Consider the following 22,578-nt stretch of genomic DNA (forward strand, 5'->3'; position numbering starts at 1 on the left):
TTGTTGGCATTGTGTGACGCGCCCGTTAGGGCGCATCGGCCATTTCTGACTCGGTGGACAATCGCAGCTCGCCCTCTTCCAGACTGACGTGGACGATACCGCCCTGTTCGGCAAGCTCGCCGAACAGAATCATCTCGGCCAGCGGCTTCTTGAGCTTCTCCTGGATCAAGCGCGCCATCGGGCGTGCCCCCATGTCCGGATCGTAACCCTGATCCGCCAGCCAATTGCGGGCCATATCGTCGACTTCCAGCTGAACCCGCTTCTCGTCCAGTTGGGCCTGCAGCTCGATCAGGAACTTGTCGACCACGTTGCGCACCACGGACGTCGGCAGCGAATGGAACTGGATGATGCCGTCCAGACGGTTGCGGAACTCCGGCGAGAAGGTGCGGCGAATGACTTCCATGGCATCGGTCGAGTGATCCTGATTCTGGAAACCGATCGAGCGACGCGCGGCCTGCTCGGCGCCGGCGTTGGAGGTCATGATCAGGATGACATGGCGGAAGTCCGCTTCGCGGCCGTTGTTGTCGGTCAGGCGGCCATGATCCATCACCTGCAGCAGCAGGTTGAAGACTTCCGGGTGCGCCTTCTCGATCTCGTCCAGCAGCAGCACGCAGTGCGGCTGCTTGGTGACGGCCTCGGTGAGCAGTCCGCCCTGGTCGTAGCCGACGTAGCCGGGAGGCGCACCGATCAGGCGTGACACGGTGTGGCGCTCCATATACTCCGACATGTCGAAGCGCACAAGCTCGATGCCCATGATGTGCGACAGCTGCTTGGCCACCTCGGTCTTGCCCACCCCGGTGGGGCCAGCAAACAGGAAGCTGCCCACCGGCTTGTCCGGGGATTTCAGCCCGGCGCGTGACAGCTTGATGGCCGCCGACAGCGTATCGATCGCTTCGTCCTGACCGAACACCAGCATTTTCAGATCGCGATCCAGTTTCTCGAGCAGCTTGCGGTCCGAGCTGGAAACGCTCTTGGGCGGAATCCGTGCAATCGATGCGACCACCGCTTCGACCTGTTCCACGTCGATGGTATCGGTACGCACTTCCAGCGGCAGCATGCGCTGATGCGCACCGGCCTCGTCGATCACGTCGATGGCCTTGTCCGGCAGGTAGCGGTCGTTGATGTAACGATCCGCCAGCCGCGCCGCGCTTTCCAGCGCGCCGTCGGTGTACTTGAGCTCGTGGTGCTCTTCAAACCGCGAACGCAGGCCCTGAAGGATCTTGATGGTGTCTTCCACCGAAGGCGCCATCACGTCGACTTTCTGGAAACGACGCGCCAGGGCGCGGTCTTTTTCAAAGATACCGCGGAATTCCTGGAACGTGGTCGACCCAATGCAGCGCAACTCGCCCGACGACAGCAGCGGCTTGAGCAGGTTGGAGGCATCCATGACGCCGCCTGACGCCGCGCCCGCGCCGATCACGGTGTGAATCTCGTCGATGAACAGCACCGCGTTAGGCTGCTTGCGCAGCTCGCTGAGCAGGCTCTTCAGGCGCTTCTCGAAGTCACCGCGATACTTGGTGCCCGCAAGCAGCGCGCCCATGTCCAGCGAGTAGACCACCGCATCGGCAATCACCTCGGGGACGTCTTCCTCGACGATACGCTTGGCAAGCCCCTCGGCGACCGCCGTCTTGCCGACGCCGGCTTCGCCCACCAGCAGCGGGTTGTTCTTGCGACGGCGAGCCAGGATCTGCACCACGCGCTCAAGCTCGTGGTCGCGCCCGATCAGCGGGTCGATCTTGCCTAGCCGCGCCTGTTCGTTGAGGTTGGTGGCATAGCCGGTCAGGGGATGGGCAGCGCCTTCGGCACTGCCCTCTTCGGCTTCCTCGCCTTCCTGCTGTGACGGCGACGGTGAAGGGCCGTGACCCGACACCTTGGAGATGCCATGGGCGATGTAGTTGACCGCGTCTACCCGGGCAACGTTCTGCTGCTTGAGGAAGTAGACCGCCTGGCTTTCCTGTTCGGAGAAAATCGCCACCAGCACGTTGGCGCCGGTGACTTCGCTTTTTCCAGACGACTGGACGTGGAAGACGGCCCGCTGGAGTACCCGTTGGAAGCCCAGGGTCGGCTGCGTTTCACGGTCGCCCTGACCCTCAGGAATCAGAGGAGTGGTCGAGTTGATGAAGTCCTGCAAATCGGACCGCAGCTTGTCGAGATTCGCCCCGCAGGCTTTCAGTACATCCACCGCAGACGCATTGTCCAGGAGCGCCAGCAACAGGTGCTCGACGGTCATGAACTCATGACGCTTTGATCGCGCCACGGTGAAAGCCGTGTTCAGGGTCAGTTCAAGTTCTTTGCTCAGCATGGCAGTCCCCTTTTCGCTACTACCTAGGGCATATCGCCACCAGGGCTTGCGTCGGATCAGTTTAATCGACCGGCACTTTCAACATCGGGTACAAAGCGTACAGTTGCAAGCCCACCTACCGATTTTTTTCAACGTTCTCAATCGGCGGCTTCTATGTCGCTCATTAAAGGGTGCTCGCACTCCCGGGCGTATTCATTCACTTGGTAACTTTTGGTTTCGGCAATGTCGCGGGTGAACACACCGCAGGTCGCTTTCCCCTGGGTATGCACCGCCAGCATCACCTGGACGGCTTTTTCACTATCCATGTTGAAGAAGCCCTGCAGTACTTCGATCACGAACTCCATCGGCGTGAAGTCATCGTTATGCAGTACCACCTTGTAAAGCGGCGGCTGAGCCAGCTCAGGCTCGGCAGACTGCACCGTCAGGTCGTCATCGTATTCAGGCATATCGGGACGCGTCATGCCCGTTTGAAGGAACGGCGCCTCCGGGGATGAACTGTCGTTATGGGACATAAGCAGCAAGGGTTATCATCTCTCGGCTGACGGGCAACGTCTGACGTATGCAGGATTCACTCTATCAGACGCGCGCAATCAGCAAGGGTTCATGGAAACATCAAAATTATCACACTGGGCCGGACAAAAAACCCCCGCCCGACGAGCGGACGAGGGCTTTTCACAGCGGCGGTCTAACGTGTCAGTCGGCTGCGACCATCGCCAGGGCATTGTTCAGCGTCTCGCTCGGACGCATGGCCTGGCTTGCCAGCTCACCGCTGGGACGGAAGTAGCCGTCGATATTCACCGGCTGGCCCTGAACGCTATTGAGCTCGTCGACGATAGCCGCTTCGTTGGCCTTCAGCGTTTCCGCCAGACGCCCAAACAGCGTTTTCATCTCGGCGTCTTCGTCCTGGGCGGCCAAAGCCTCTGCCCAGTATAGCGCCAAGTAGAAATGGCTGCCGCGATTATCCAGCTCGCCGACCTTGCGCGACGGCGACTTGTTGCTGTCGAGGAACTTGCCGTTGGCGTTGTCCAGCGCGTTGGCGAGCAGCGTGGCGCGAGCGTTGCTAAAGCGGCTGCCCAGATGCTCGAGGGACGCCGCCAGCGCCAGGAACTCGCCCAGCGAATCCCAGCGCAGGTGGTTCTCTTCGAGGAACTGCTGAACGTGCTTGGGCGCGGAGCCGCCGGCGCCGGTTTCGAACAGCCCGCCGCCGTTCATCAGCGGCACGATGGACAGCATCTTGGCGCTGGTGCCCAGCTCCATGATCGGGAACAGGTCGGTCAGGTAATCACGCAGCACGTTGCCGGTGACCGAGATGGTGTCTTCGCCCTTGCGAATGCGCTCAAGGGATACCTGCATGGCCTCGACCGGCGGCAGAATACGGATATCCAGGCCGCTAATGTCATGGTCTTTCAGGTAGGTTTCGACTTTGTCGATCAGCTGAGCATCGTGGGCGCGATTGGCGTCGAGCCAGAAAATCGCCGGCGCGCCGCTTTCCCGCGCGCGGGTCACCGCCAGCTTCACCCAGTCCTGGATCGGCGCATCCTTGGTCTGGCACATGCGCCAGATGTCGCCGGCTTCGACCTCGTGGCGGAACAGCGTATGGCCGTTTTCGTCACTGACGACCACGGTGCCATCGGCGGGAATCTGGAAGGTCTTGTCGTGGGAGCCGTACTCTTCGGCTTTCTGAGCCATCAAACCGACGTTGGGCACGCTGCCCATGGTGGTCGGGTCGAAAGCGCCGTTTTTCTTGCAGTCCTCGATCACCGCCTGATAGATGGTCGCGTAGCAGCGGTCCGGGATCACCGCCTTGGCATCCTGCAGCTCGTCGTTGGCGTTCCACATCTTGCCCGAGTCACGGATCATCGCCGGCATGGACGCATCGATGATCACGTCGCTGGGCACGTGCAGATTGGTGATGCCCTTGTGCGAGTTGACCATGGCCATCGGCGGACGCTCTTTGTACAGCGCCTCGATATCGGCCTTGATGGCGTCCTGCTGTTCGCCGGGCAGCTTGTCGATCGAGCTGTACAGGTCGCCAATCCCGCTGTTGGGGTTGAAGCCCGCAAGCGTCAGGGCATCGGCGTGCTTTTCGAGGACGTCTTTATAGAACTCCTCGACGACCATGCCGAACATGATCGGGTCGGACACCTTCATCATGGTGGCCTTCAGGTGCAGCGAGAACAGCACGTCGTTTTTCTTGGCGTCCTTGATCTGGCTGTCGATAAAGTTGCGCAGACGACGGCTGCTCATGCAGGCCGCGTCGATCACCTCACCTTCCTGCACCGCAAGGGCTTCCTTCAGGACGGTGTGGGTGCCGTCCTTCTGGGCCAGATCGATCTTGAGCTTGGTGGCGCTCTTGATCACCGCGGACTGCTCGCTTGCGTAGAAGTCGCCTTCGCTCATGTGCGCCACGTGGGACTTGGAGTCGGCACTCCACTCGCCCATGCGATGCGGATACTTGCGCGCGTAGTTCTTGACCGACTTGGGGGCGCGACGGTCGGAGTTGCCTTCGCGCAGCACCGGGTTGACCGCGCTGCCCTTGGCCTTGTCGTAACGCGCCTTGATCGAGGCTTCCTCGTCGTTCTTCGGCTCGTCGGGGTAGTTCGGCAGCGGATAGCCCTGGCCCTGAAGCTCTTTGATCGTGGCCTTCAACTGCGGGCCAGAGGCGCTGATGTTAGGCAGTTTGATGATGTTGGCTTCGGGCGTGGTCGCCAGCTGGCCAAGCTCGGCGAGGTCGTCGCTGACGCGCTGCTCATCGCTCAGCAGGTCGGGGAACTGGGCCAGCACGCGGGCGGCAAGGGAAATGTCACGCGTCTCGACGATAATGCCCGCCGAGTCGGTAAAGGCATCGATAATCGGTAACAACGAATAGGTCGCTAGCGCAGGGGCCTCGTCGGTGAGCGTATAAATGATCTTCGGCGTTTTGGACATTTTTGCGTTAACCTCTTTTCTCTGTCGCTGTGATTATTAATTCGTAAGCTAAGCGGCTATACAAGCAAGAAACCTTACCGCTAAGCGTGCGGAGTCTTTTGGGTGACTCCTTTATTCACAAGGTGATTAATCGGTGGTGGTGATGACGACCCCAGCGGTCACGCAGGAGTATACCAGCGCTGAACTTTAACCGCATGAGCGGTTGTCGACAAATCAAGGGCCGCCCCGACGAGACCATGAGCAACCTGTATTTACTGCATAAACCCTACCGCATGCTCTCCCAGTTCACCGACCGTCAGGGGCGCGCCACCCTGGCGGATGTCATCGACGTGCCCGGCGTCTACGCCGCCGGCCGGCTCGACTACGACTCCGAAGGCCTGCTGCTGCTCAGCGACGACGGCAGCCTGATTCACCGCATCGCCCATCCCCGCCACAAGCAGCCGAAAACCTACTGGGTGCAGGTCGAAGGCCAGATCGACACGGCCGCACTGGCCGCGCTGAAAAACGGCGTGACGCTAAAGGATGGCCCGACATTGCCTGCCAAGGCCCGGCGCATTGAACCGCCCGCCATTGCGCCCCGCGACCCGGCCATTGACCCCAAACGCCACCCCTCGACCAGCTGGCTGGAGCTGACCATCAGCGAGGGCCGTAACCGGCAGGTAAGACGCATGACCGCCCACGTCGGATTCCCCACCCTGCGCCTGGTTCGCGCCGCGATTGGCGCCTGGCAGCTGGACGGTCTTCAGCCCGGCGAATGGCGCCGGGAAACCCTCCACGCGCCCCGCATAACGACGCCCAACCAGCGTCAAAACCCGACCTCCAGGCACGTTCAAAAGCAGCGCCGGCGGCCAACAAAAGGACGCCCAAGTTGACCATGAACGCCATTCATAGCACCGCCGCCTGCGTCATCCAGCAAGGCGAGCGTTTCTTGATGGTCGAGGAGGCCCGCGGCGGGTCATCCACGGTCTTCAACCAGCCCGCTGGGCATATCGAACCCGGCGAAGGGCCAATCGCCGCGATCCTGCGCGAGGTCGCCGAAGAAACCGCCTGGCAGGTCACGCTGACCGGCTACCTGGGGCTATATATCTTTCATACACCCAAGGGCCAGACGTTCCACAGCCACGGGTTCATCGCCACGCCCGGCCGCTTTCTGGACACCCCGCTGGACAACGATATCACCGCCACCCACTGGCTGACGCTTGCCGAGATTCGCGCCCTTGATGCCGCCGGGCGGCTGCGCAGTCCGCTGGTGGTCACGCGCATCGAGGATGCCCTGGCCGCACGCGGCTACCCGCTGGCCGTGATCCGTGAGTGAAGCACTCGAAGCGGCGTGGCTGCATCGTGTATAATCCTCACCCAATTGCATACCACTCCAACCGAGGATGGCGATGACATCCACCACTGGCACCTCCACTCCCGCCACCGGCAAGGTGATTGTCGGCATGTCCGGCGGGGTTGATTCCTCCGTATCCGCGCTTCTGCTCCTGCAACAGGGCTACGACGTGGAAGGCCTGTTCATGAAGAACTGGGACGAGGACGACGGCACGGAATATTGCACGGCGAAAGAAGACCTCGCCGATGCCGAAGCGGTGTGCGAAAAACTAGGCATCAAGCTGCATACCGCCAACTTTGCCGCCGAATACTGGGACAACGTGTTCGAGCATTTCCTGGCCGAGTACCAGGCAGGCCGCACGCCCAACCCGGATATCCTTTGCAACCGGGAAATCAAGTTCAAGGTGTTTCTCGAGTACGCCGAGATGCTCGGCGCGGAGAAAATCGCCACCGGCCACTATGTCCGTGAAGGACAGGTTCGCCAGGGCAATGGCGACGTGCGCCCGCGGCTGTTGAAGGGCCTGGACGCCAACAAGGACCAGAGCTACTTCCTCCACGCAGTGCCCGAGGCGGCCATCGCCCGTACGCTGTTCCCGGTCGGCGAGCTGGAAAAGCCCGCAGTACGCGCATTGGCCGAGGAACACGGCCTGGTCACCGCCAGGAAGAAAGACTCTACCGGCATCTGCTTCATCGGCGAGCGCCGCTTCAGCGACTTTCTCAAGCAGTACCTGCCCGCCCAGCCCGGCAAGATCGAAACCCCGGACGGCGACGTCATCGGCGATCACATGGGGCTGATGTACTACACCCTGGGCCAGCGTCAGGGGCTGGGTATCGGCGGGCTGGCCAACTACTCCGAGGATCCCTGGTACGTCGCGGAGAAAGACCTCGAACGCAACGTGCTGGTGGCCGTGCAGGGCAAGCACCATTCACTGCTCTACAGCGATGCGCTGACCACCGAGCCGATGGACTGGGTGGCCGGTGAACCGCCGGTTGCCAAGGGACGCTTCAGCGCCAAAACCCGCTATCGCCAGAGCGACTGCGCCTGCGAAATCCGCGTCCTGCCCGATGGCGGCGTCGAGGTGCGCTTTGACGACCCCCAGTGGGCGGTAACGCCTGGCCAGTCGCTGGTCCTTTACGACGGCGACATCTGCCTGGGCGGCGGCGTTATACACTCCACATGGAAGGCAACCGAGGCAGCCGCATGAGCCCAACGCCGATACACCGCGCACCGGAAACCCCGGCCGCCCGTCAGGCCCTGGCGCTTGCCGGGGTCTTCCAGGCCGCCAGCCTGGTAGACGAGCTGGCCCGCACCGGCCATGTCGACACCCGCGCCTGGGAAACGCTGATCCAGGGCACCGTGGATCCCAACCCCGACAGCTTCGAAGACATTTACGGCGGACATCCCAACAACCTGCGCCGTGGCCTGGACGTCCTGGAGATGCTGGTGGGCCGGCAGCAGGCCAACCCGGTGGTGCTGCGCTATGGCTTTTCGCTGCTGCTGTTGATGAACAAGCTGCGCGGCAACCGCAACATGATGGACACCCTGGGGCAAAAGCTCAGCCATATTCAGGGCCAGGCCGAACACTTCGGCAGCACCCATGAAAACGTGATCGCGAGCCTTGGCGAGGCTTACCAGGAGACCATCTCGACGTTCAAGACCCGGATTGTGGTGCAGGGCGACCCCTCGCTGCTGCAAACCCGCATGATGCCCGAGCGCGTGCGTGCCTGCCTGATGGCCGGCATCCGCTTTGCGCTGCTGTGGCACCAGCAAGGCGGCCGCCGCTGGAAGCTGATGTTCCAGCGCAACGCCTTGCGCCGTGCCCTCGATGACTTATCCTAACCCTGCTGACGCTTACGTCTAGCCGCTTTACCGACCTGGAAACCATGCCATGCAACTGTCTGCCTTGACCGCCCTTTCCCCCGTTGACGGCCGCTACGCCAGCAAAGCCGCGGCGCTGCGCGAACACTTCAGCGAATTCGGCCTGATTCGCGCCCGTGTCATCGTGGAAGTGCGCTGGCTGCAGCGCCTTGCCGAACACAGCCAGATCGTCGAGGTGCCGCCGCTCTCCGCCCAGGCCACCGCCGCCCTTGAGCAGCTGATCCGCGATTTCTCGGTGGAAGACGCTCAGCGCATCAAGGACATCGAGCGCACTACCAACCACGACGTCAAGGCGGTGGAGTACTTTCTCAAGGAAAAGATTGCCGATAACAGCGAGCTGCACGCGGTCACCGAGTTCATTCACTTCGCCTGCACCTCGGAAGACATCAACAACCTCTCCTACGGCGTGATGCTCGCTGACGGCCTCCAGGCGCTGCTGCCGGTGATGCACAACGTCGCCGACGATATCGCCACGCTGGCCATTACCCACGCCGCCCAGCCGATGCTCTCGCGCACCCATGGGCAGACCGCCAGCCCCACGACGCTGGGCAAGGAAATGGCCAACGTGGCCTATCGCCTCAAGCGCCAGCTCAAGCAGATCGAGCGCGTCGAGGTGCTTGGCAAGATCAACGGTGCGGTGGGCAACTACAACGCCCACCTGGCCACCTACCCCGAGATCGACTGGGAAGCCAACGCACGCACCTTCGTGGAAGGCCTGGGGCTGAGCTTCAATCCCTACACCACCCAGATCGAACCCCACGACTACATCGCCGAGCTGTTCGACGCCATTTGCCGGTTCAACACCATCCTGATCGACTTCGACCGCGACGTCTGGGGCTACATTTCGCTGGGCTACTTCAAGCAGCGCACCGTGGAAGGCGAAATCGGTTCGTCGACCATGCCGCACAAGGTCAACCCCATCGACTTTGAAAACTCGGAAGGCAACCTGGGCCTGGCCAATGCCGTGCTCGGCCACCTGGCGCAGAAGCTGCCGATCTCGCGCTGGCAGCGCGACCTGACCGACTCCACCGTGCTGCGCAACCTGGGCGTGGGCCTGGCCTACGGCCTGATCGGCTATCACGCCAGCCTCAAGGGCATCAGCAAGCTCGAAGCCAACCCCGAACGTCTCGAGGCGGATCTGGATAACAGCTGGGAAGTGCTTGCCGAGCCGATTCAGACCGTGATGCGCCGTTACGGCATTGAAAAACCTTACGAAAAGCTCAAGGAACTGACCCGGGGCAAGCGTATCGACCAGGTCGGCTTTGCCGCCTTCATCGACACCCTAGCACTGCCCGACGACGTCAAAAGCGAGCTCAAGGCCCTGTCGCCGGCCCGCTACATCGGCAACGCCCAAGCCCAGGCAGAAGCCCTGCGCCAGCAACTGGATGCACTATAATCCGGGTTAAACGCGCATCGGTGGGTGGCCGCTTGGCCGGTCACCCCCAATACTTTCATTGCGAACCTTCGCACTAGGATAACGTCATGCACCCTTCCGACGAGCCACTTACCCTGTTAGGCGATCTGACCCCGGCAGAATTTCTGGCCAGCTACTGGCAGCAAAAACCGCTGCTGATTCGCGGGGCCATCCCTGACTACATCAGCCCCATCGAACCCGACGAGCTGGCGGGACTGGCCTGCGAACCCGGCATCGAGGCCCGCCTGGTGGAAGAAAACGGCCCCGAGGGTGCATGGCAGGTCTCCCACGGGCCCTTCGATGAAGCCACCTTCGAGCGGCTGCCGGAGCGCAACTGGAGCCTGCTGGTGCAGGCGGTAGATCACTATCTGCCCTCGGTAGCCGCCCTGCTGGATGAGTTCGACTTCCTGCCCCGCTGGCGGCTGGACGACGTCATGATCAGCTACGCCCCGCCCGGCGGCAGCGTCGGCCCTCACGTCGACCAGTACGATGTCTTCCTGTTTCAGGCCAGCGGCCGGCGCCGTTGGCAGTTGGGCGGCCAGCCCGGCGACGACGCGCCGATCATCCAGGGCATCGACCTGCGCATCCTGGAAACCTTCGAGGTAGAAAGCGACTCGGACTGGGTGCTGGAACCCGGCGACATGCTGTATCTGCCGCCAGGCTGGGCCCATCACGGCGTCAGCCAGTCCGAGGACTGCATGACCATGTCCGTGGGCTTCCGCGCGCCGTCAGCCGATGAGGCGGTCACCTCCTACGCCGACTACCGGGGTGAACAGCTACCCGCCTCGCTACGCTACAGCGACGCCGGACGAGTACCTGCGGCTCACAGCGGCGAGTTGGACGATGTCTCGGTAGAGCGTATGCGCCAGCTGATTCTCTCGACGCTGGACAACCCCCAACAAATCGCCCAGTGGTTCGGCCGCGCGATGACCCAGCCCAAGTATGTCGACCAGGTCGTGCCCATGGATCCGCCCTTGAGCGAGTCAAGCCTTGTTGCTCAGCTACAGGAAGGCGAACCGCTGTACCACATGCCCGGTTCGCGCTTCGCCTGGCGCAGCGAGCAGGATGCCACCACGCTGTTTGCCGACGGCGAGGCCTATGCCTGCGCCGAACCGCTGGCCAAGCGGCTGGCCTCCACGGCGCCGCTGCACGATGACGTGCTGGAACTGCCCGGTGCCAAGCAGCTGCTCACCCAACTGGTCAACGCGGGCAGCCTGAGCTGGATGCAGGACGACGATGGCGACGACGAGGAATAACATACCCCGCGACGCCCTGCCGGTCGACCCAGCCTCGGTCGTGATCCAGGAAGGCGACTGGGCCTTGCTGGGCGACATCGCAAGCGGCATCCGCCGCGTGGTGTTTATCGACGAGCAACGGGTGCCCCAAGACGAAGAATGGGACGGCCAGGATCCCGCCTGCCGTCACTTCCTGGCTTACCTGAACGGTCAGCCGGTGGGCACCGCGCGGCTACTTCCCGATGGCCATATTGGCCGCGTGGCGGTGCTTGCCGAGGCCCGCGGCGCCGGTATCGGCGGCCGACTGATGGACGCCGCGGTCGCCGCTGCCCAACGCCTCGGCCACCGCCAGGTAGCGCTCAGCGCCCAGCTTCACGCCCTGGCGTTTTATGAACGCCTCGGCTTCATCGCCCACGGCGACGAATTCATGGATGCGGGCATCCCCCACCGCGACATGACCCTGAGCTTCGACGACCCCGCTTCCCGCTAATCACGAAATTCCACTACACAAACCTGCCGCGTTGTCGCCCGGCTGTAGTCGAGCTACAACGCTGCCTGCCCCCAAGTGTCAATTGTTGCCGCCCTCGCCTTCGGGGATAGTGTTTTTACTGCAGTGCCGCAAGGACTGCCCGAAACACCGCGCTTACGACGTTCTATTAAGAGACTTATTTCTTAAAGACACGTCAAGCAAATTGAACGATGCTGAAAGCGACTTCGCAGGTGCAGCATAAGAATCTGCTTACATGCGCATCGCTATCACAACCCCGGAGGGATTAGCTCATGACTGGACTGCTCGAAGAGATCAAGGCACTGGCCCAACTACGCGAAGCGCAAGGCGGCAAATGGGACAACATCAAGCCTGAATACGCCGCGCGTATGCGTGCCCAGAACCGTTTCCATACCGGCCTGGATATCGCCCGCTACACCGCCAAGATCATGCGCGACGACATGGCCGCCTACGACGCCGACACCGCCCACTACACCCAGTCGCTGGGCTGCTGGCACGGCTTCATCGGCCAGCAGAAGATGATTTCCATCAAGAAGCACTTCGGCACCACCAAGCGTAGCTACCTCTACCTCTCCGGTTGGATGGTTGCCGCGCTGCGCTCCGAGTTCGGCCCGCTGCCCGACCAGTCCATGCACGAGAAAACCTCAGTCGCCAACCTGATCGAAGAGCTCTACACCTTCCTCAAGCAGGCCGATTCGTGGGAGCTCAACCACCTCTTCCGCGCGCTGGACGACGCCCGGGAAGCCGGCGACCGCAGCAACGAGCAGGAACTGATCAGCAAGATCGACAACCACGAAACCCACATCGTGCCGATCATTGCCGACATCGACGCCGGCTTTGGTAACGCCGAGGCCACCTACCTGCTGGCCAAGAAGTTCATCGAAGCCGGTGCCTGCTGCATCCAGCTGGAAAACCAGGTATCCGATGAGAAGCAGTGCGGCCACCAGGACGGCAAGGTGACCGTGCCCCACGAAGACTTCATCGCCAAGATCAACGCCGTCCGCTACGCCTTCCTCGAGCTGGGCGTTGAAGACGGCGTCATCGTGGCGCGCACCGACTCGCTGGGCGCCGGCCTGACCCAGAAGATCGCCGTGACCAACGAGCCGGGCGACCTGGGCGACCAGTACAACAGCTTCCTCGACGGCGACGAGATCACGTCGGCCGACGACATCAACAACGGCGACGTGGTCATCAAGCAAAACGGCAAGCTGGTCAAGCCCAAGCGCCTGGCCTCCGGCCTCTACCAGTTCAAGCCCGGCACCGGCGAAGACCGCGTCGTGCTCGACTGCATCACCAGCCTGCAAAACGGCGCTGACCTTTTGTGGATCGAGACCGAAAAACCCCACGTCGGCCAGATCGCCGCCATGGTCAACCGTATCCGCGAAGTCTGCCCGGATGCCAAGCTGGTTTACAACAACTCACCGTCGTTCAACTGGACGCTCAACTTCCGCCAGCAAGTGTTCGATGCCTGGGAAAAAGAAGGCAAGGACGTCTCGGCCTACGACCGCGACAAGCTGATGGGCGTCGAGTACGACAACACCGAGCTTGGCCAGCTGGCCGACGAATGGACGCGCAACTTCCAGCGTGACGGCGCACGGGAAGCGGGGATCTTCCACCATCTGATCACCCTGCCCACCTACCACACGGCGGCGCTGTCCACCGATAACCTGGCGAAGGACTACTTCGGCGACGAAGGCATGCTCGCCTACGTCAAGAAAGTCCAGCGCGAAGAAATCCGTCAGGGCATCGCCACGGTGCGTCACCAGGACATGGCCGGCTCCAACATCGGCGACGACCACAAGGAGTTCTTCCACGGTGATGCGGCGCTGAAGGCCGGCGGCAAGGACAACACCATGAACCAGTTCGGCTAACGCCGGCTATCTGACCCACGGCTGGCCCAGGCCAGCCGCCTTACGCCCGGAAGCCGCTATCTTCCGGGCGTTTTTTATACTTCGCTGCGCGTTTTTTCATCGGGTCTTGCACACTTCATGCTTAATCAGCGGCTACACTTGGAGGAATAATCGGGCGTTACAACAGACCGCTGTTCAACGTCTGCGTTATCGGGTATGTTGTTACCGAACACTGTTTTATAATCTAGCCACATCATTGCGTCGTGCCGGCGTGATTCTGTGAACCCCTCGGAGGTGTCCATGAAACGTTTTCTTCCCATTGCCGCACTCAGCGTGCTGACGCTTGCCGGCTGCGCCAATACAGCGGGCTATTCCGGCGATGTTTACAGCGGCAATCAGGCCAAGACCAGCCAGAGCGTAAGGCTGGGCACCATTGCCGCCGTACGCCCGGTGCAAATCCAGGCGGACAGCCGCGCGGGAGGCCTGCTGGGTAGCGGCGGCGGTGCCGTCATCGGTGGTCTGCTGGGTAACCAGGTAGGCGGTGGCTCCGGCCGCCAGCTCGCCACGGTCGTCGGCGCCCTGGGGGGAGCGGTCGCCGGTACCGCCGCTGAAGAGCGTACTAACCGCATTGACGCGCTCGAGCTGGAAATCGCCCTCGATAACGGCAGCGACGTGGTCGTCGTCCAGCGCGCCGACCGCCAGTTTCAGCCCGGTCAGCGCGTCCGCCTGATTGGCAGCGGTGCCAACGTCAGCGTCGCGCCCTACTAAACGCCAAGCGCAGCCAAAGCAAAGCGCCCCGCCAGCGATGCTGGCGGGGCGCTTGTGTTTCCAGTCACCGGTTCACGGCGTGGATCAATGGAGGGCTTTGCTGGATGCCCAGTTGATCAGCTTGTAAACCACCAGGCCGATAATCCCGATCAGGATACCCACCAGCAGGATATCCACCGGGCGGATCAGCGTCGTCGCGCCAAGCACAGCCAGCGCCGAGACCCACAGCCAGCGGTTATCACCGTGGGTTTTCATCACGTCTGGCAGCATTTTATCCAGCCCGGCACTCACGGTGTCCCAGCGGGAATTCACAAGGTAACCAATCAGCACCAGGGCGATCAGCCAAATCACTATTAGGGTCATGTCATGCTCCGTAGAAGGTGCGTCGAGAAAAGTATCGCGCTAGGGTAGCTCTGCGCCACCCAGGGCGCAATACCGTCTAAAGGTGGAAGGCGGAAAAACCGTCGCTACCCCCTGACAAGCCAGCGCTCACGCGTTACCATGTTGGGACATGCACTCACCGAAAGGTCATTTAATGCAAATTGCGCAAAACTCGGTTGTCGCGTTCCACTACACCTTAACCAATGATGAAGGTGAAGTGCTAGACAGTTCCGAAGGCCGCGAACCGCTCACTTACCTCCACGGCTCGGGCAACATCATTCCCGGCCTGGAAAAAGAGCTTGAAGGTCGCGCCACTGGTGAAAAGCTGAACGTCAAAGTAGCGCCTGAAGAAGGTTACGGCGAAGTTCAGGAACAGCTGATGCAAGAAGTGCCGCGCGATGCGTTCCAAGGCGTTGAAAGCGTCGAGCCGGGCATGCAGTTCCAGGCACAGACTCAAGGCGGCCCGCTGATGGTCACCGTGAAGAAAGTTGAAGGCGACACCGTCGTCGTTGACGGCAACCACCCGTTAGCCGGCCAGCACCTCAACTTTGACGTTGAAATCGCCGAAGTACGCGAAGCCAGCGAAGAAGAAGTTGAACACGGCCATGTACACGGTGAAGGCGGCGAAGAGCACTAAGCTCAGCCCCACGGCTGTTTTCAGCCCATACGTGTCATGCGAAAAGGCGACCCAAGCGGTCGCCTTTTTTATGTTCACTCCTCCGGTATCAGCACCAGGCGGCCGTGGCGGACGCTGCGCGACGAGGTGACTTCAGCGGCAAACTGCTTTAGCTGGTCGCTTTGGCCCTTGAGCAGTGCGACTTCCATACAGCTTTCCGCGTTGAGGTGCACGTGCAGGGTCGACAGCGTGAGGTCATGATTGGCGTGGGAATGGCGCGTCAGGCGCTTGGAGAGCTCCCTCGCCGCATGGTCGTAGACGTACACCAGCGCGCCCATGCACGGCGCCTGAGGCGCAGCTTCCTCGCGCACCTGCTGGAGCCCGCTGCGGGTTAAATCGCGGATTGCCTCGGAACGGTTCTGGTAGCCGCGTTCCTGTATCAGCGCGTCTACCTCCCCCAGCAACTCCTCGTCAAGCGTTACCGTTACTCGCTGCATCGTTTTCCCCCTCTCCGTTGACATGCCCTTGCCGACATTGCCTTCCCAAATTGACCCCTGCCCGCCAGTATGATGATATTAACAAAACATCATACTCGTCGAGCGCGTGTCTTCCATGCCCACCACGATGCCAATCAAGCCAAGGCGGCGAGCCGTCTGCACCCTAGCGAGCCTGTGCGTCGCTTGCCTGCTGTCGACGAGCCCGGCGTCCGCCAAGGAAACGCTGACGCTGGCGATCGGCGGCGAACCCGAGCAGGGCTTCGACCCGCTGCTGGGCTGGGGCCAATACGGCCACCCGCTGTTTCAGTCGACGCTGCTGACTCAGAGCGAAGACTTCTCGCCCCGCCCGGCGCTCGCCACCGACTGGTCGCTCTCCGATGACCGGCGCACCTGGCAGCTGACGCTGCGCGACGACGCCCGCTTTGCCGACGGCACGCCGCTGACCGCTGAAGACGTCGCCTACACCTTCAACGCCGCCGCCGAGGCCGGCGGCCGCGCCGACTTGAGCGCCCTCAAACGCGCCGAGGCGATAAACGATCATCGCGTCAGCATAACCCTTCACGCCCCACGCATTACCTTTATCGACCAGTTGTATAGCCTGGGCATCGTGCCCGCCGCCCGCCGTGAAAACGGCTACGACGAGGATTACGGCCGTAAGCCCCTGGGCAGCGGCCCCTACCGGCTGGTCGAATGGCAGGAAGGCGAACAGCTGATCGTCGAACGCAACCCGTACTTCTACGGCCCCACGCCGCCGTTCGAGCGCCTGGTATTCCTGTTCACCGGGGAAGACACCACCCTGCGCGCCGCCCAGGCAGGCCAGGTGGACCTCGCCAGCGTACCGCCTGCCCTTGACGACGCCTACCCGGATAGCATGCAGCGCCTTGTCATGCAGAGCGTCGATAACCGGGGAATCCTGTTTCCCACCGTGCCTGACCGGGGCGAGCAAGCCAAGAATGGCGCGCCCATCGGCAACGACGTTACCGCCGACCCGGCGATTCGCCACGCCATCAACCTGGCCCTGGATCGCAACACCCTGGTCGAGGTCGCGCTCAACGGCCACGGCCGCGCCGCCTTTAGCCCCGCCGATGACATGCCCTGGAGCCGTCCCGACGAAATCCTCGATGCCCCCGACCTCGAGCGCGCCGCAGCGATGCTCGACGATGCCGGCTGGCAGCGCAGTGACGACGGCCTGCGCAAAAAACACGGTCAGCCCGCCCGCTTCAGGCTCAGCTACCCAAGCGGCGACATCACCCGCCAGTGGCTTGCCGAAGCCAGCACCGAGATGGTCCGCCCACTGGGCATCGATATGCAGCCCACCCGCCGCCCATGGAACGAGCTACGCCGCGAAGCGATGCACCAGGACGCGGTGCTGTTCGGCTGGGGCAGCCGCAGCCCCCAGGAAATCTACACGCTGTTTCACAGCCGCCACGCGGGAGACGGCTACTTCAACAGCGGCTTTTACGCCAACGCCACCGTGGATGATCACCTGGACGCCGCCCAGGCCGCCGCGAGCGTCGAGCAAGCCAACCGCCACTGGCGCGACGCCCAGTGGGATGGCGACACCGGCTACGGCGTGCACGGCGATGCCGCCTGGGCGTGGCTGGTCAACCTCGACCACGTCTACGCCGCCGATGCCTGCCTGGACGTTGGCGAACTGGGCGTGGCGCCCCACGGCCACGGCTGGCCAATTACCGCCAACCTGCTCGACTGGCGCTGGACATGCCCGTAATCCGCCTGCTGAGCGTTCGCCTGCTGCGCATGGCCCTGGTACTGCTATGCGTGGCGGGGCTGACGTTCGGCCTGATGCTTGCCTCGCCCATCGACCCCATCGACGCCTATCTGGGCCCGCAAATCGCCCAGGCCAGCGCCGAGCAGCGCGAGCTGATCGCCGCACGCTGGGGGTTTGATCAGCCACCGCTCATGCAGTTCGGCCACTGGCTGGGCCAGCTGGCGAGCGGCGAACTGGGCTGGAGCCACGTCTACAACCAGCCGGTTAGCGAGGTCATTACCCAGCGTTTTCAGGGCTCGCTGGCGTTGCTGGGGCTTGCCTGGCTGCTCTCCGCCCTGCTCGGCTTTGCGCTGGGCGTGCTGGCGGGCGTGCGGGACCAAAGCTCTCTGGATCGCGTCATCAGCGGCTACGCCTACATCACCGCTGCCACCCCGGCGTTCTGGCTGGCCATGCTCGGCCTGCTGCTGTTTTCGGTGACCCTGGGCTGGACGCCGGTATGCTGCGCCGGGCCCAGCGGCAGCCTGAGCGACGAGGTGAGCCTGGTGACCCGCCTGCACCACCTGGCGCTGCCGGTGGCCACGCTCACGCTGCTGAGTACCGCCCCGATTACTCTGCACACCCGCGCCCGCATGCGCGAGCTGATGGCCTCGCCGGTGGCCACCCAGGCGTTTGCCCAGGGCGCCAGCCGCTGGGAGGTCGCCTGGCGGCACGGCGCGCGCCACGCTTGCCTGCCCGCCATCACGCTGGCCTGCGCGTCGCTTGGCGAGCTGTTCGGCGGCGTGATGTTGATCGAGCAGGTGTTTGCCTACCCGGGGCTGGGCCGCGCCACGGTGGAAGCCGCCCTGCGCAGCGACGTCCCGCTGTTGATGGCCATCGCCCTGTTCACTGCGCTGCTGGTGAGCCTGGGCAACGCTACCGCCGACGGCCTCTACCGGCTGATCGACCCACGGCTGCGGAGGCAGGGGTGAGTCAGCCGCGCCTGAGCGCACTGCTCGGCACCGCCCTGGCGGCGCTGCTGCTGGCGGGCGTGATGATCGTCGCCGCTGGGCTGGGCGATGCCCCGCGACAGATGCATTTCGACGCCCGCCTGACACCGCCCAGCACGGACTTCTGGTTCGGCACCGATGCGCTGGGGCGCGATATGGCGGCAAGAACGCTGGCCGGGCTGACGCTTAGCTTCTGGGTGGGCAGCCTGGCGGCGCTGTTCGGCACCCTCATCGCCCTGGGCATGGCGCTTACCGCCATGCTCGGCCCGCGGTGGGATGCGCTGGTGAGCCTCGCGATCGACACACTACTCAGCGTGCCGCACCTGCTGCTGTTATTGATGATCGCCTTTACCCTGGGCGGCGGCACCCACGCGGTGATCATCGCCGTGGCACTGAGCCACTGGCCGCGCCTTGCCCGGGTACTACGCGCCGAGCTGCTGCACCTCCGCCAGGCGCCCTACGTGCAGATTTCCCAGGCGCTGGGCAAGTCGCGGAGATTCATTGTCCGCTACCACTGGATGCCCCAAGTGCTGCCCCAGTGCTTGGTGGGCGCACTGCTGCTGTTTCCCCACGCGGTGCTCCACGAAGCCGCACTGTCGTTTCTGGGCGTGGGGCTTTCCGCCGAGCAGCCAGCGATTGGCGTGCTGCTTGGCGAATCGATGCGCCACGTGAGCGGCGGCGACTGGTGGCTGGGGGTATTTCCCGGCGCCGGGCTGCTGCTGATGGTGCTGTGCATCCAACGCCTGGGCGAGACGCTGCGGCGCGCCTGGTCCACAAGCTAAGGAGCAAACAACGATGCTTGAGATCGACGACCTAGCCCTACAGCTGCCCTATTACGCCAACTGGTGGCGGCGCCAATGGGCCGAGGTGCTATGTAACGTCTCGCTTGAGGTTCACCCCGGCGAGGTACATGCGGTCATCGGCGCCTCCGGGGCGGGCAAAAGCTTGTTGGCCCACGCGCTGATGGGCCTGTTGCCCGCGCCCTACCGGCAAACCGGCCGCCTGACCTTCCAGGGCCAGCCACTCACCGCCGCCCGCCAGCGCCGGCTGCGCGGCCGTGAACTGGCGCTAATTCCCCAGTCGCTCAGCGCCCTGGATCCGCTGGTGCGCAGCCAGCGCCAGGTCAGTTGGGCGGCCAAGCGCGCCGGCCACGCCGCCGCCCGCGTTCAGCATACCGCCCGGCAGGCGCTGGCCCACTACCAGCTGGACGAACGCGCCCAGCAGGCGTTTCCCCATCAGCTCTCCGGCGGCATGGCGCGGCGGGTACTCACCGCCATGGCCCACGTGAGCAGCGCCCAGTTGATCATTGCCGACGAGCCTAGCGTGGGCCTCGACCCGCAGCAGCGCGACCGGGTGCTCAACGCGCTGGCCGCGCTGGCCCGCGAAGGCAAGGCGGTGCTGCTGATCAGCCACGACCTGCGCCACGCCCTGCCGATCGCCCGGCGGGTGACGATCATGCGCCAGGGCCGCTGTGTGGAGACCGCTCCCGCCGCCGCCTTCGAGGGCGACGGCCACACCCTGACGACGCGCTATGCCCAGGCGCTCTGGCGGGCACTGCCGGACAACCACTTCAGCCATCCCGAAACGCAACCGGCGCCGCACGTTGCTTGACGCCAGCGGCCTTCGGTATGGCGTTGCCGGGCAGCCGGTGATCCTCAATGACGTCTCGCTGACGCTGGAGGCGGGGGAATGGCTGGGGGTTGACGGCGTTTCAGGCGCGGGGAAATCCACCCTGGGCCAGCTACTGGCCGGGTATCTAACGCCCCAGGCGGGGACGGTAACGGTGGATGGCGCGCCGCCGCCCCGGCGCGCACTGCGCCCTGTGCAGTGGCTGCCGCAATCGCCGGAGCTGGCGGTAAATCCGCGCTGGCGGGTCAAGCGAATTCTGGAAGAAGCCTGGACGCCACCCGATGCCCTGCGCGACGCCTTCGGCATTGAGTCGGCATGGATGAACCGCTTTCCCCAGGCACTTTCCGGGGGTGAGCTGCAGCGGGTTTGCGTGCTGCGAGCCCTTGTGCCCGGCGTGCGTTACCTGGTGGCCGATGAGATTTCCAGCATGCTCGACCCGCTTACCCAGCTTGACCTCTGGCAGGGGCTACGCCGAGTGGCCGATGAACGGCAACTGGGCGTGCTGGTGATCAGCCACGACGCGGCCTTGCTGGAGCGCCTATGTGCACGCCGATTGACGCTCAGCGAGGGGCGACTGCGCCCCTCTACACGTCACGGTGCTCCACCCGCCATAGCCCCAAAGCAATCGCCAGCGTCACGCTAAGCAGCAGCCACGAGCCCAGCGTCACGCCCTGCCAGCCCGCCCACTGCCAGAACGGCTCCAGCCAGAAACCGCCGAGGCTCGCCCCCACGTAGTAAAACACCAGGTACAGTGCCGAAGCGCTGCCACGGGCGCCCTGGGCGTTGCGTCCCACCCAGCTGGAGGCCAGCGAGTGCGCCAGGAAAAACCCGAAGGCGTTGACGGTCAGGCCAACAATGATCACCACCAGCGAATCGGCCAGGGTAATCGCCGTGCCCAGCATCAGAATCACCACGCCCGCGCTCATGCACGCCGCCGGTGAAAAGCGCTGAGCCAGCCGCCCCGAGAGCGTCGACCCCACGGTGCCGCCCAGGTAGGTCAGAAAGATCAGCCCCAGGCTGCTCGCCGCCAGTTGGTAGGGCGCATCGGCAAGCCGAAAGGTAATGTAGCTGTACTGGTTGATAAAAATCAGGAAGTTGATACCGCCCAGCGCATAGGCGGCAAGCAGTACCGGGGTACGCAGGTGCCCGGCAAGGTCGCTCAGCGCGACGCCCAGCTGAAAGCGCTGGGGGCGAAACGCCTGGCTGGTGGGCAGCAAGCGCCAGAACACCGCGCAGCCGATGAGCGTCAGTACGCCCACGGTGAGAAACGCCGCCGTCGGCCCGCCGATATCCGCCGCCGCACCACCGACCACGCGGCCGCTGATGCCGCCCAGCGAGTTGGCGCCGATATACAGCCCCACCGCACTGAGCAGTGCCGGTTTATCGAACTCATCGCCCATCCAGGCAATCGCCACCGCGGGTAGCCCGCCTAGTACAAAGCCCTGCACCAGGCGAAGCGCCAGCAAGCTTTCAAAATTAGGCGCAAACGCCAGCGCCAACGAGCAGCCGCCCGCCAGCAGCAAGGTGATCCGCATGATGCCTTCGCGGCCAATGGCGTCGGAAAGCGGCCCGAACACCAGCAGCGCCAACGCCAGCGACAGCGTCGCCACCGACATCAGCAGGCTCACCCCCAGGGTGGAGACGCCATAGGTCTCTTTCAGCCCCGGCAGCAACGGCTGCGGGGCATAGAGATTGATAAACACCAGAAAGGAGCCCAGACACAGGGCAAAGGTAGCGCGCCACCAGGCGCGGGTCTTGGCTTCAATCATGCCGTTCCTGGCAGGTTGGGACGAATCAGGTGCCGCTTACATGGACTGTGACGCGCTCAAAGGCTGCGATTCGCTGAGCTTAGCCAGGTGCGAAGGCGCCAGCGGCCGCCGTGACTGCCAGTAGTAACGGTTCCAGTAGACATTATCCAGGCGGGAAATGATCACCCCTTTTGAGCTGGACGCATGCAGGAAGTGGCCGTCGCCGACGTAAATGCCCACATGGTTGTAGGCGCCCGGGGGACGGAAGAACACCAGATCGCCTGCCCGCAATGATTGGCGGTCGATCGGGCGTCCCTCATGAACTTGCCCCCGGGTGGAACGCGGCAGATCCAGCTCGAAAGTGTCGCGAAAGATATTGCGCACCAGCGCCGAGCAGTCGATCCCGCGCTGGCTGGTGCCGCCGAGCCGGTACGGCGTCCCCACCCACTGTTCGTGCTGCGCCAGCAGTGCTTCGCGCACCTGCTCGACGGGCGCCGCCTGCCAGTTGCCGAACGCATCGTACTGACCATCAGAGGGCGACATCTGCGATTTCCAGTCGTCGGGCAACCCCGGCATCGAACGGGCAAAATAATCGTCGGGGGTGTCGTCCTGTGGCGCCGTGCTGGCACAGCCGCTCAGCACGACCACCAGGGCGCAGCCCACCAGGGCCAGCGGCGCGTGGCGTTCGCGCCATAAACAGGTATATCGACACACAACACGGACAGCGGTGACAGCAGGTGGTGGCAACGCAACCATGCGCGATCCCTCGTAGATAG

22 protein-coding genes are annotated in these 22,578 nt (G+C 63.5%); 15 read left to right on the forward strand and 7 right to left on the reverse strand.

Features of this window, described 5'->3' with window-relative positions:
- Positions 1 to 25 precede the first annotated feature (25 nt).
- The 3 genes from clpA to QC815_RS16180 all read right to left on the reverse strand — a co-directional run bounded on the left by clpA (position 26) and on the right by QC815_RS16180 (position 5,230).
- Positions 26 to 2,302, reverse strand: a complete 2,277-nt coding sequence (clpA, locus tag QC815_RS16170) for an ATP-dependent Clp protease ATP-binding subunit ClpA (protein ID WP_230447544.1) — start codon at positions 2,300 to 2,302, stop codon at positions 26 to 28.
- Positions 2,303 to 2,439: 137 nt separating this feature from the next.
- Entirely contained in the window at positions 2,440 to 2,748 is a 309-nt protein-coding gene (clpS, locus tag QC815_RS16175) for an ATP-dependent Clp protease adapter ClpS (RefSeq protein ID WP_230447543.1), read from the reverse strand.
- Between the two features lie 247 nt (positions 2,749 to 2,995).
- Entirely contained in the window at positions 2,996 to 5,230 is a 2,235-nt protein-coding gene (locus tag QC815_RS16180; RefSeq protein ID WP_230447542.1) for an NADP-dependent isocitrate dehydrogenase, read from the reverse strand.
- 236 nt (positions 5,231 to 5,466) lie between these two features.
- On the opposite strand from QC815_RS16180, the gene QC815_RS16185 reads away from it, so the two are divergent.
- The 9 genes from QC815_RS16185 (at position 5,467) to QC815_RS16225 (ending at position 14,216) form a co-directional block, all read left to right on the forward strand.
- Positions 5,467 to 6,102 (forward strand): pseudouridine synthase, encoded by a 636-nt coding sequence (locus QC815_RS16185; protein WP_230447541.1) that lies wholly within the window; start codon positions 5,467 to 5,469, stop codon positions 6,100 to 6,102.
- Positions 6,103 to 6,104: 2 nt separating this feature from the next.
- Positions 6,105 to 6,545 (forward strand): NUDIX domain-containing protein, encoded by a 441-nt coding sequence (locus QC815_RS16190; RefSeq protein ID WP_230447540.1) that lies wholly within the window; start codon positions 6,105 to 6,107, stop codon positions 6,543 to 6,545.
- A 73-nt stretch (positions 6,546 to 6,618) separates the two neighbouring features.
- Complete coding sequence (gene mnmA, locus QC815_RS16195) at positions 6,619 to 7,767, forward strand: tRNA 2-thiouridine(34) synthase MnmA (RefSeq protein WP_230447539.1); 1,149 nt, start codon at positions 6,619 to 6,621, stop codon at positions 7,765 to 7,767.
- Positions 7,764 to 8,402 (forward strand): high frequency lysogenization protein HflD, encoded by a 639-nt coding sequence (gene hflD, locus QC815_RS16200; RefSeq protein ID WP_230447538.1) that lies wholly within the window; start codon positions 7,764 to 7,766, stop codon positions 8,400 to 8,402. The genes mnmA and hflD overlap by 4 nt, the downstream gene beginning before the upstream one ends.
- A gap of 49 nt (positions 8,403 to 8,451) precedes the next feature.
- Positions 8,452 to 9,837 carry an adenylosuccinate lyase gene (gene purB, locus QC815_RS16205; RefSeq protein WP_310540983.1) on the forward strand — a complete coding sequence of 462 codons (1,386 nt, stop codon included), beginning with the start codon at positions 8,452 to 8,454 and terminating at the stop codon, positions 9,835 to 9,837.
- An 86-nt stretch (positions 9,838 to 9,923) separates the two neighbouring features.
- Positions 9,924 to 11,111 (forward strand): cupin domain-containing protein, encoded by a 1,188-nt coding sequence (locus QC815_RS16210; protein ID WP_230447536.1) that lies wholly within the window; start codon positions 9,924 to 9,926, stop codon positions 11,109 to 11,111.
- Positions 11,092 to 11,580, forward strand: a complete 489-nt coding sequence (locus tag QC815_RS16215) for a GNAT family N-acetyltransferase (protein ID WP_230447535.1) — start codon at positions 11,092 to 11,094, stop codon at positions 11,578 to 11,580. The genes QC815_RS16210 and QC815_RS16215 overlap by 20 nt, the downstream gene beginning before the upstream one ends.
- Positions 11,581 to 11,870: 290 nt before the next feature.
- Entirely contained in the window at positions 11,871 to 13,469 is a 1,599-nt protein-coding gene (locus QC815_RS16220; RefSeq protein WP_230447534.1) for an isocitrate lyase, read from the forward strand.
- 279 nt (positions 13,470 to 13,748) lie between these two features.
- The gene (locus QC815_RS16225; protein ID WP_230447533.1) at positions 13,749 to 14,216 is read left to right on the forward strand and encodes an outer membrane lipoprotein; all 468 of its coding nucleotides are present in this window, start codon (positions 13,749 to 13,751) and stop codon (positions 14,214 to 14,216) included.
- Between the two features lie 84 nt (positions 14,217 to 14,300).
- On the opposite strand, the gene QC815_RS16230 is transcribed toward QC815_RS16225, so the two are convergent.
- Positions 14,301 to 14,579: a hypothetical protein gene (locus tag QC815_RS16230; protein WP_230447532.1), complete on the reverse strand. Its 279-nt coding sequence runs from the start codon at positions 14,577 to 14,579 to the stop codon at positions 14,301 to 14,303.
- A 172-nt stretch (positions 14,580 to 14,751) separates the two neighbouring features.
- On the opposite strand from QC815_RS16230, the gene QC815_RS16235 reads away from it, so the two are divergent.
- Positions 14,752 to 15,234, forward strand: coding sequence for an FKBP-type peptidyl-prolyl cis-trans isomerase (locus QC815_RS16235; protein ID WP_230447531.1), 483 nt, complete (start codon positions 14,752 to 14,754; stop codon positions 15,232 to 15,234).
- 74 nt (positions 15,235 to 15,308) lie between these two features.
- On the opposite strand, the gene nikR is transcribed toward QC815_RS16235, so the two are convergent.
- Positions 15,309 to 15,710 (reverse strand): nickel-responsive transcriptional regulator NikR, encoded by a 402-nt coding sequence (nikR, locus tag QC815_RS16240; RefSeq protein WP_230447530.1) that lies wholly within the window; start codon positions 15,708 to 15,710, stop codon positions 15,309 to 15,311.
- Between the two features lie 115 nt (positions 15,711 to 15,825).
- On the opposite strand from nikR, the gene QC815_RS16245 reads away from it, so the two are divergent.
- The 5 genes from QC815_RS16245 to QC815_RS16265 are packed head-to-tail and all read left to right on the forward strand — an operon-like array spanning position 15,826 to position 20,697.
- Positions 15,826 to 17,439 (forward strand): ABC transporter substrate-binding protein, encoded by a 1,614-nt coding sequence (locus tag QC815_RS16245; RefSeq protein ID WP_310540990.1) that lies wholly within the window; start codon positions 15,826 to 15,828, stop codon positions 17,437 to 17,439.
- Positions 17,430 to 18,407, forward strand: a complete 978-nt coding sequence (locus QC815_RS16250) for an ABC transporter permease (protein ID WP_310540992.1) — start codon at positions 17,430 to 17,432, stop codon at positions 18,405 to 18,407. Before QC815_RS16245 ends, QC815_RS16250 begins: the two co-directional genes overlap by 10 nt.
- On the forward strand, positions 18,404 to 19,207 hold the full coding sequence (locus QC815_RS16255; protein WP_310540995.1) for an ABC transporter permease: 804 nt from the start codon (positions 18,404 to 18,406) through the stop codon (positions 19,205 to 19,207). The genes QC815_RS16250 and QC815_RS16255 overlap by 4 nt, the downstream gene beginning before the upstream one ends.
- Positions 19,208 to 19,220: 13 nt before the next feature.
- Positions 19,221 to 20,036 carry an ATP-binding cassette domain-containing protein gene (locus QC815_RS16260; protein WP_230447526.1) on the forward strand — a complete coding sequence of 272 codons (816 nt, stop codon included), beginning with the start codon at positions 19,221 to 19,223 and terminating at the stop codon, positions 20,034 to 20,036.
- Entirely contained in the window at positions 20,029 to 20,697 is a 669-nt protein-coding gene (locus tag QC815_RS16265) for an ABC transporter ATP-binding protein (protein WP_310540997.1), read from the forward strand. Before QC815_RS16260 ends, QC815_RS16265 begins: the two co-directional genes overlap by 8 nt.
- Here the strand turns inward: QC815_RS16265 and QC815_RS16270 are convergent.
- Together QC815_RS16270 and QC815_RS16275 are read right to left on the reverse strand one after the other, a co-directional pair.
- A complete protein-coding gene (locus QC815_RS16270) occupies positions 20,639 to 21,823 on the reverse strand; it encodes an MFS transporter (RefSeq protein ID WP_310540999.1) in 1,185 nt (394 codons plus the stop codon). The two genes, QC815_RS16265 and QC815_RS16270, sit on opposite strands and share 59 nt — an antisense overlap.
- 36 nt (positions 21,824 to 21,859) lie before the next feature.
- Entirely contained in the window at positions 21,860 to 22,558 is a 699-nt protein-coding gene (locus QC815_RS16275; RefSeq protein ID WP_310541002.1) for an NlpC/P60 family protein, read from the reverse strand.
- Positions 22,559 to 22,578: the final 20 nt, after the last annotated feature.

This window comes from Vreelandella gomseomensis (genome assembly GCF_031451645.1).
In the GTDB taxonomy this organism is placed as follows: domain Bacteria; phylum Pseudomonadota; class Gammaproteobacteria; order Pseudomonadales; family Halomonadaceae; genus Vreelandella; species Vreelandella gomseomensis.

What these genes read in the sequence shown, in the direction of transcription:
- QC815_RS16180 (WP_230447542.1), bottom strand. Translation starts at nt 5,230, where the DNA reads ATGTCCAAAACGCCGAAGATCATTTATACGCTCACCGACGAGGCCCCT.
- QC815_RS16230 (WP_230447532.1), bottom strand. Translation starts at nt 14,579, where the DNA reads ATGACCCTAATAGTGATTTGGCTGATCGCCCTGGTGCTGATTGGTTAC.
- QC815_RS16250 (WP_310540992.1), top strand. Translation starts at nt 17,430, where the DNA reads ATGCCCGTAATCCGCCTGCTGAGCGTTCGCCTGCTGCGCATGGCCCTG.
- nikR (WP_230447530.1), bottom strand. Translation starts at nt 15,710, where the DNA reads ATGCAGCGAGTAACGGTAACGCTTGACGAGGAGTTGCTGGGGGAGGTA.
- QC815_RS16260 (WP_230447526.1), top strand. Translation starts at nt 19,221, where the DNA reads ATGCTTGAGATCGACGACCTAGCCCTACAGCTGCCCTATTACGCCAAC.
- QC815_RS16220 (WP_230447534.1), top strand. Translation starts at nt 11,871, where the DNA reads ATGACTGGACTGCTCGAAGAGATCAAGGCACTGGCCCAACTACGCGAA.
- clpA (WP_230447544.1), bottom strand. Translation starts at nt 2,302, where the DNA reads ATGCTGAGCAAAGAACTTGAACTGACCCTGAACACGGCTTTCACCGTG.
- QC815_RS16185 (WP_230447541.1), top strand. Translation starts at nt 5,467, where the DNA reads ATGAGCAACCTGTATTTACTGCATAAACCCTACCGCATGCTCTCCCAG.
- QC815_RS16275 (WP_310541002.1), bottom strand. Translation starts at nt 22,558, where the DNA reads ATGGTTGCGTTGCCACCACCTGCTGTCACCGCTGTCCGTGTTGTGTGT.
- clpS (WP_230447543.1), bottom strand. Translation starts at nt 2,748, where the DNA reads ATGCCTGAATACGATGACGACCTGACGGTGCAGTCTGCCGAGCCTGAG.
- QC815_RS16190 (WP_230447540.1), top strand. Translation starts at nt 6,105, where the DNA reads ATGAACGCCATTCATAGCACCGCCGCCTGCGTCATCCAGCAAGGCGAG.
- QC815_RS16210 (WP_230447536.1), top strand. Translation starts at nt 9,924, where the DNA reads ATGCACCCTTCCGACGAGCCACTTACCCTGTTAGGCGATCTGACCCCG.
- QC815_RS16215 (WP_230447535.1), top strand. Translation starts at nt 11,092, where the DNA reads ATGGCGACGACGAGGAATAACATACCCCGCGACGCCCTGCCGGTCGAC.
- QC815_RS16270 (WP_310540999.1), bottom strand. Translation starts at nt 21,823, where the DNA reads ATGATTGAAGCCAAGACCCGCGCCTGGTGGCGCGCTACCTTTGCCCTG.
- QC815_RS16235 (WP_230447531.1), top strand. Translation starts at nt 14,752, where the DNA reads ATGCAAATTGCGCAAAACTCGGTTGTCGCGTTCCACTACACCTTAACC.
- hflD (WP_230447538.1), top strand. Translation starts at nt 7,764, where the DNA reads ATGAGCCCAACGCCGATACACCGCGCACCGGAAACCCCGGCCGCCCGT.
- purB (WP_310540983.1), top strand. Translation starts at nt 8,452, where the DNA reads ATGCAACTGTCTGCCTTGACCGCCCTTTCCCCCGTTGACGGCCGCTAC.
- QC815_RS16225 (WP_230447533.1), top strand. Translation starts at nt 13,749, where the DNA reads ATGAAACGTTTTCTTCCCATTGCCGCACTCAGCGTGCTGACGCTTGCC.
- QC815_RS16245 (WP_310540990.1), top strand. Translation starts at nt 15,826, where the DNA reads ATGCCCACCACGATGCCAATCAAGCCAAGGCGGCGAGCCGTCTGCACC.
- mnmA (WP_230447539.1), top strand. Translation starts at nt 6,619, where the DNA reads ATGACATCCACCACTGGCACCTCCACTCCCGCCACCGGCAAGGTGATT.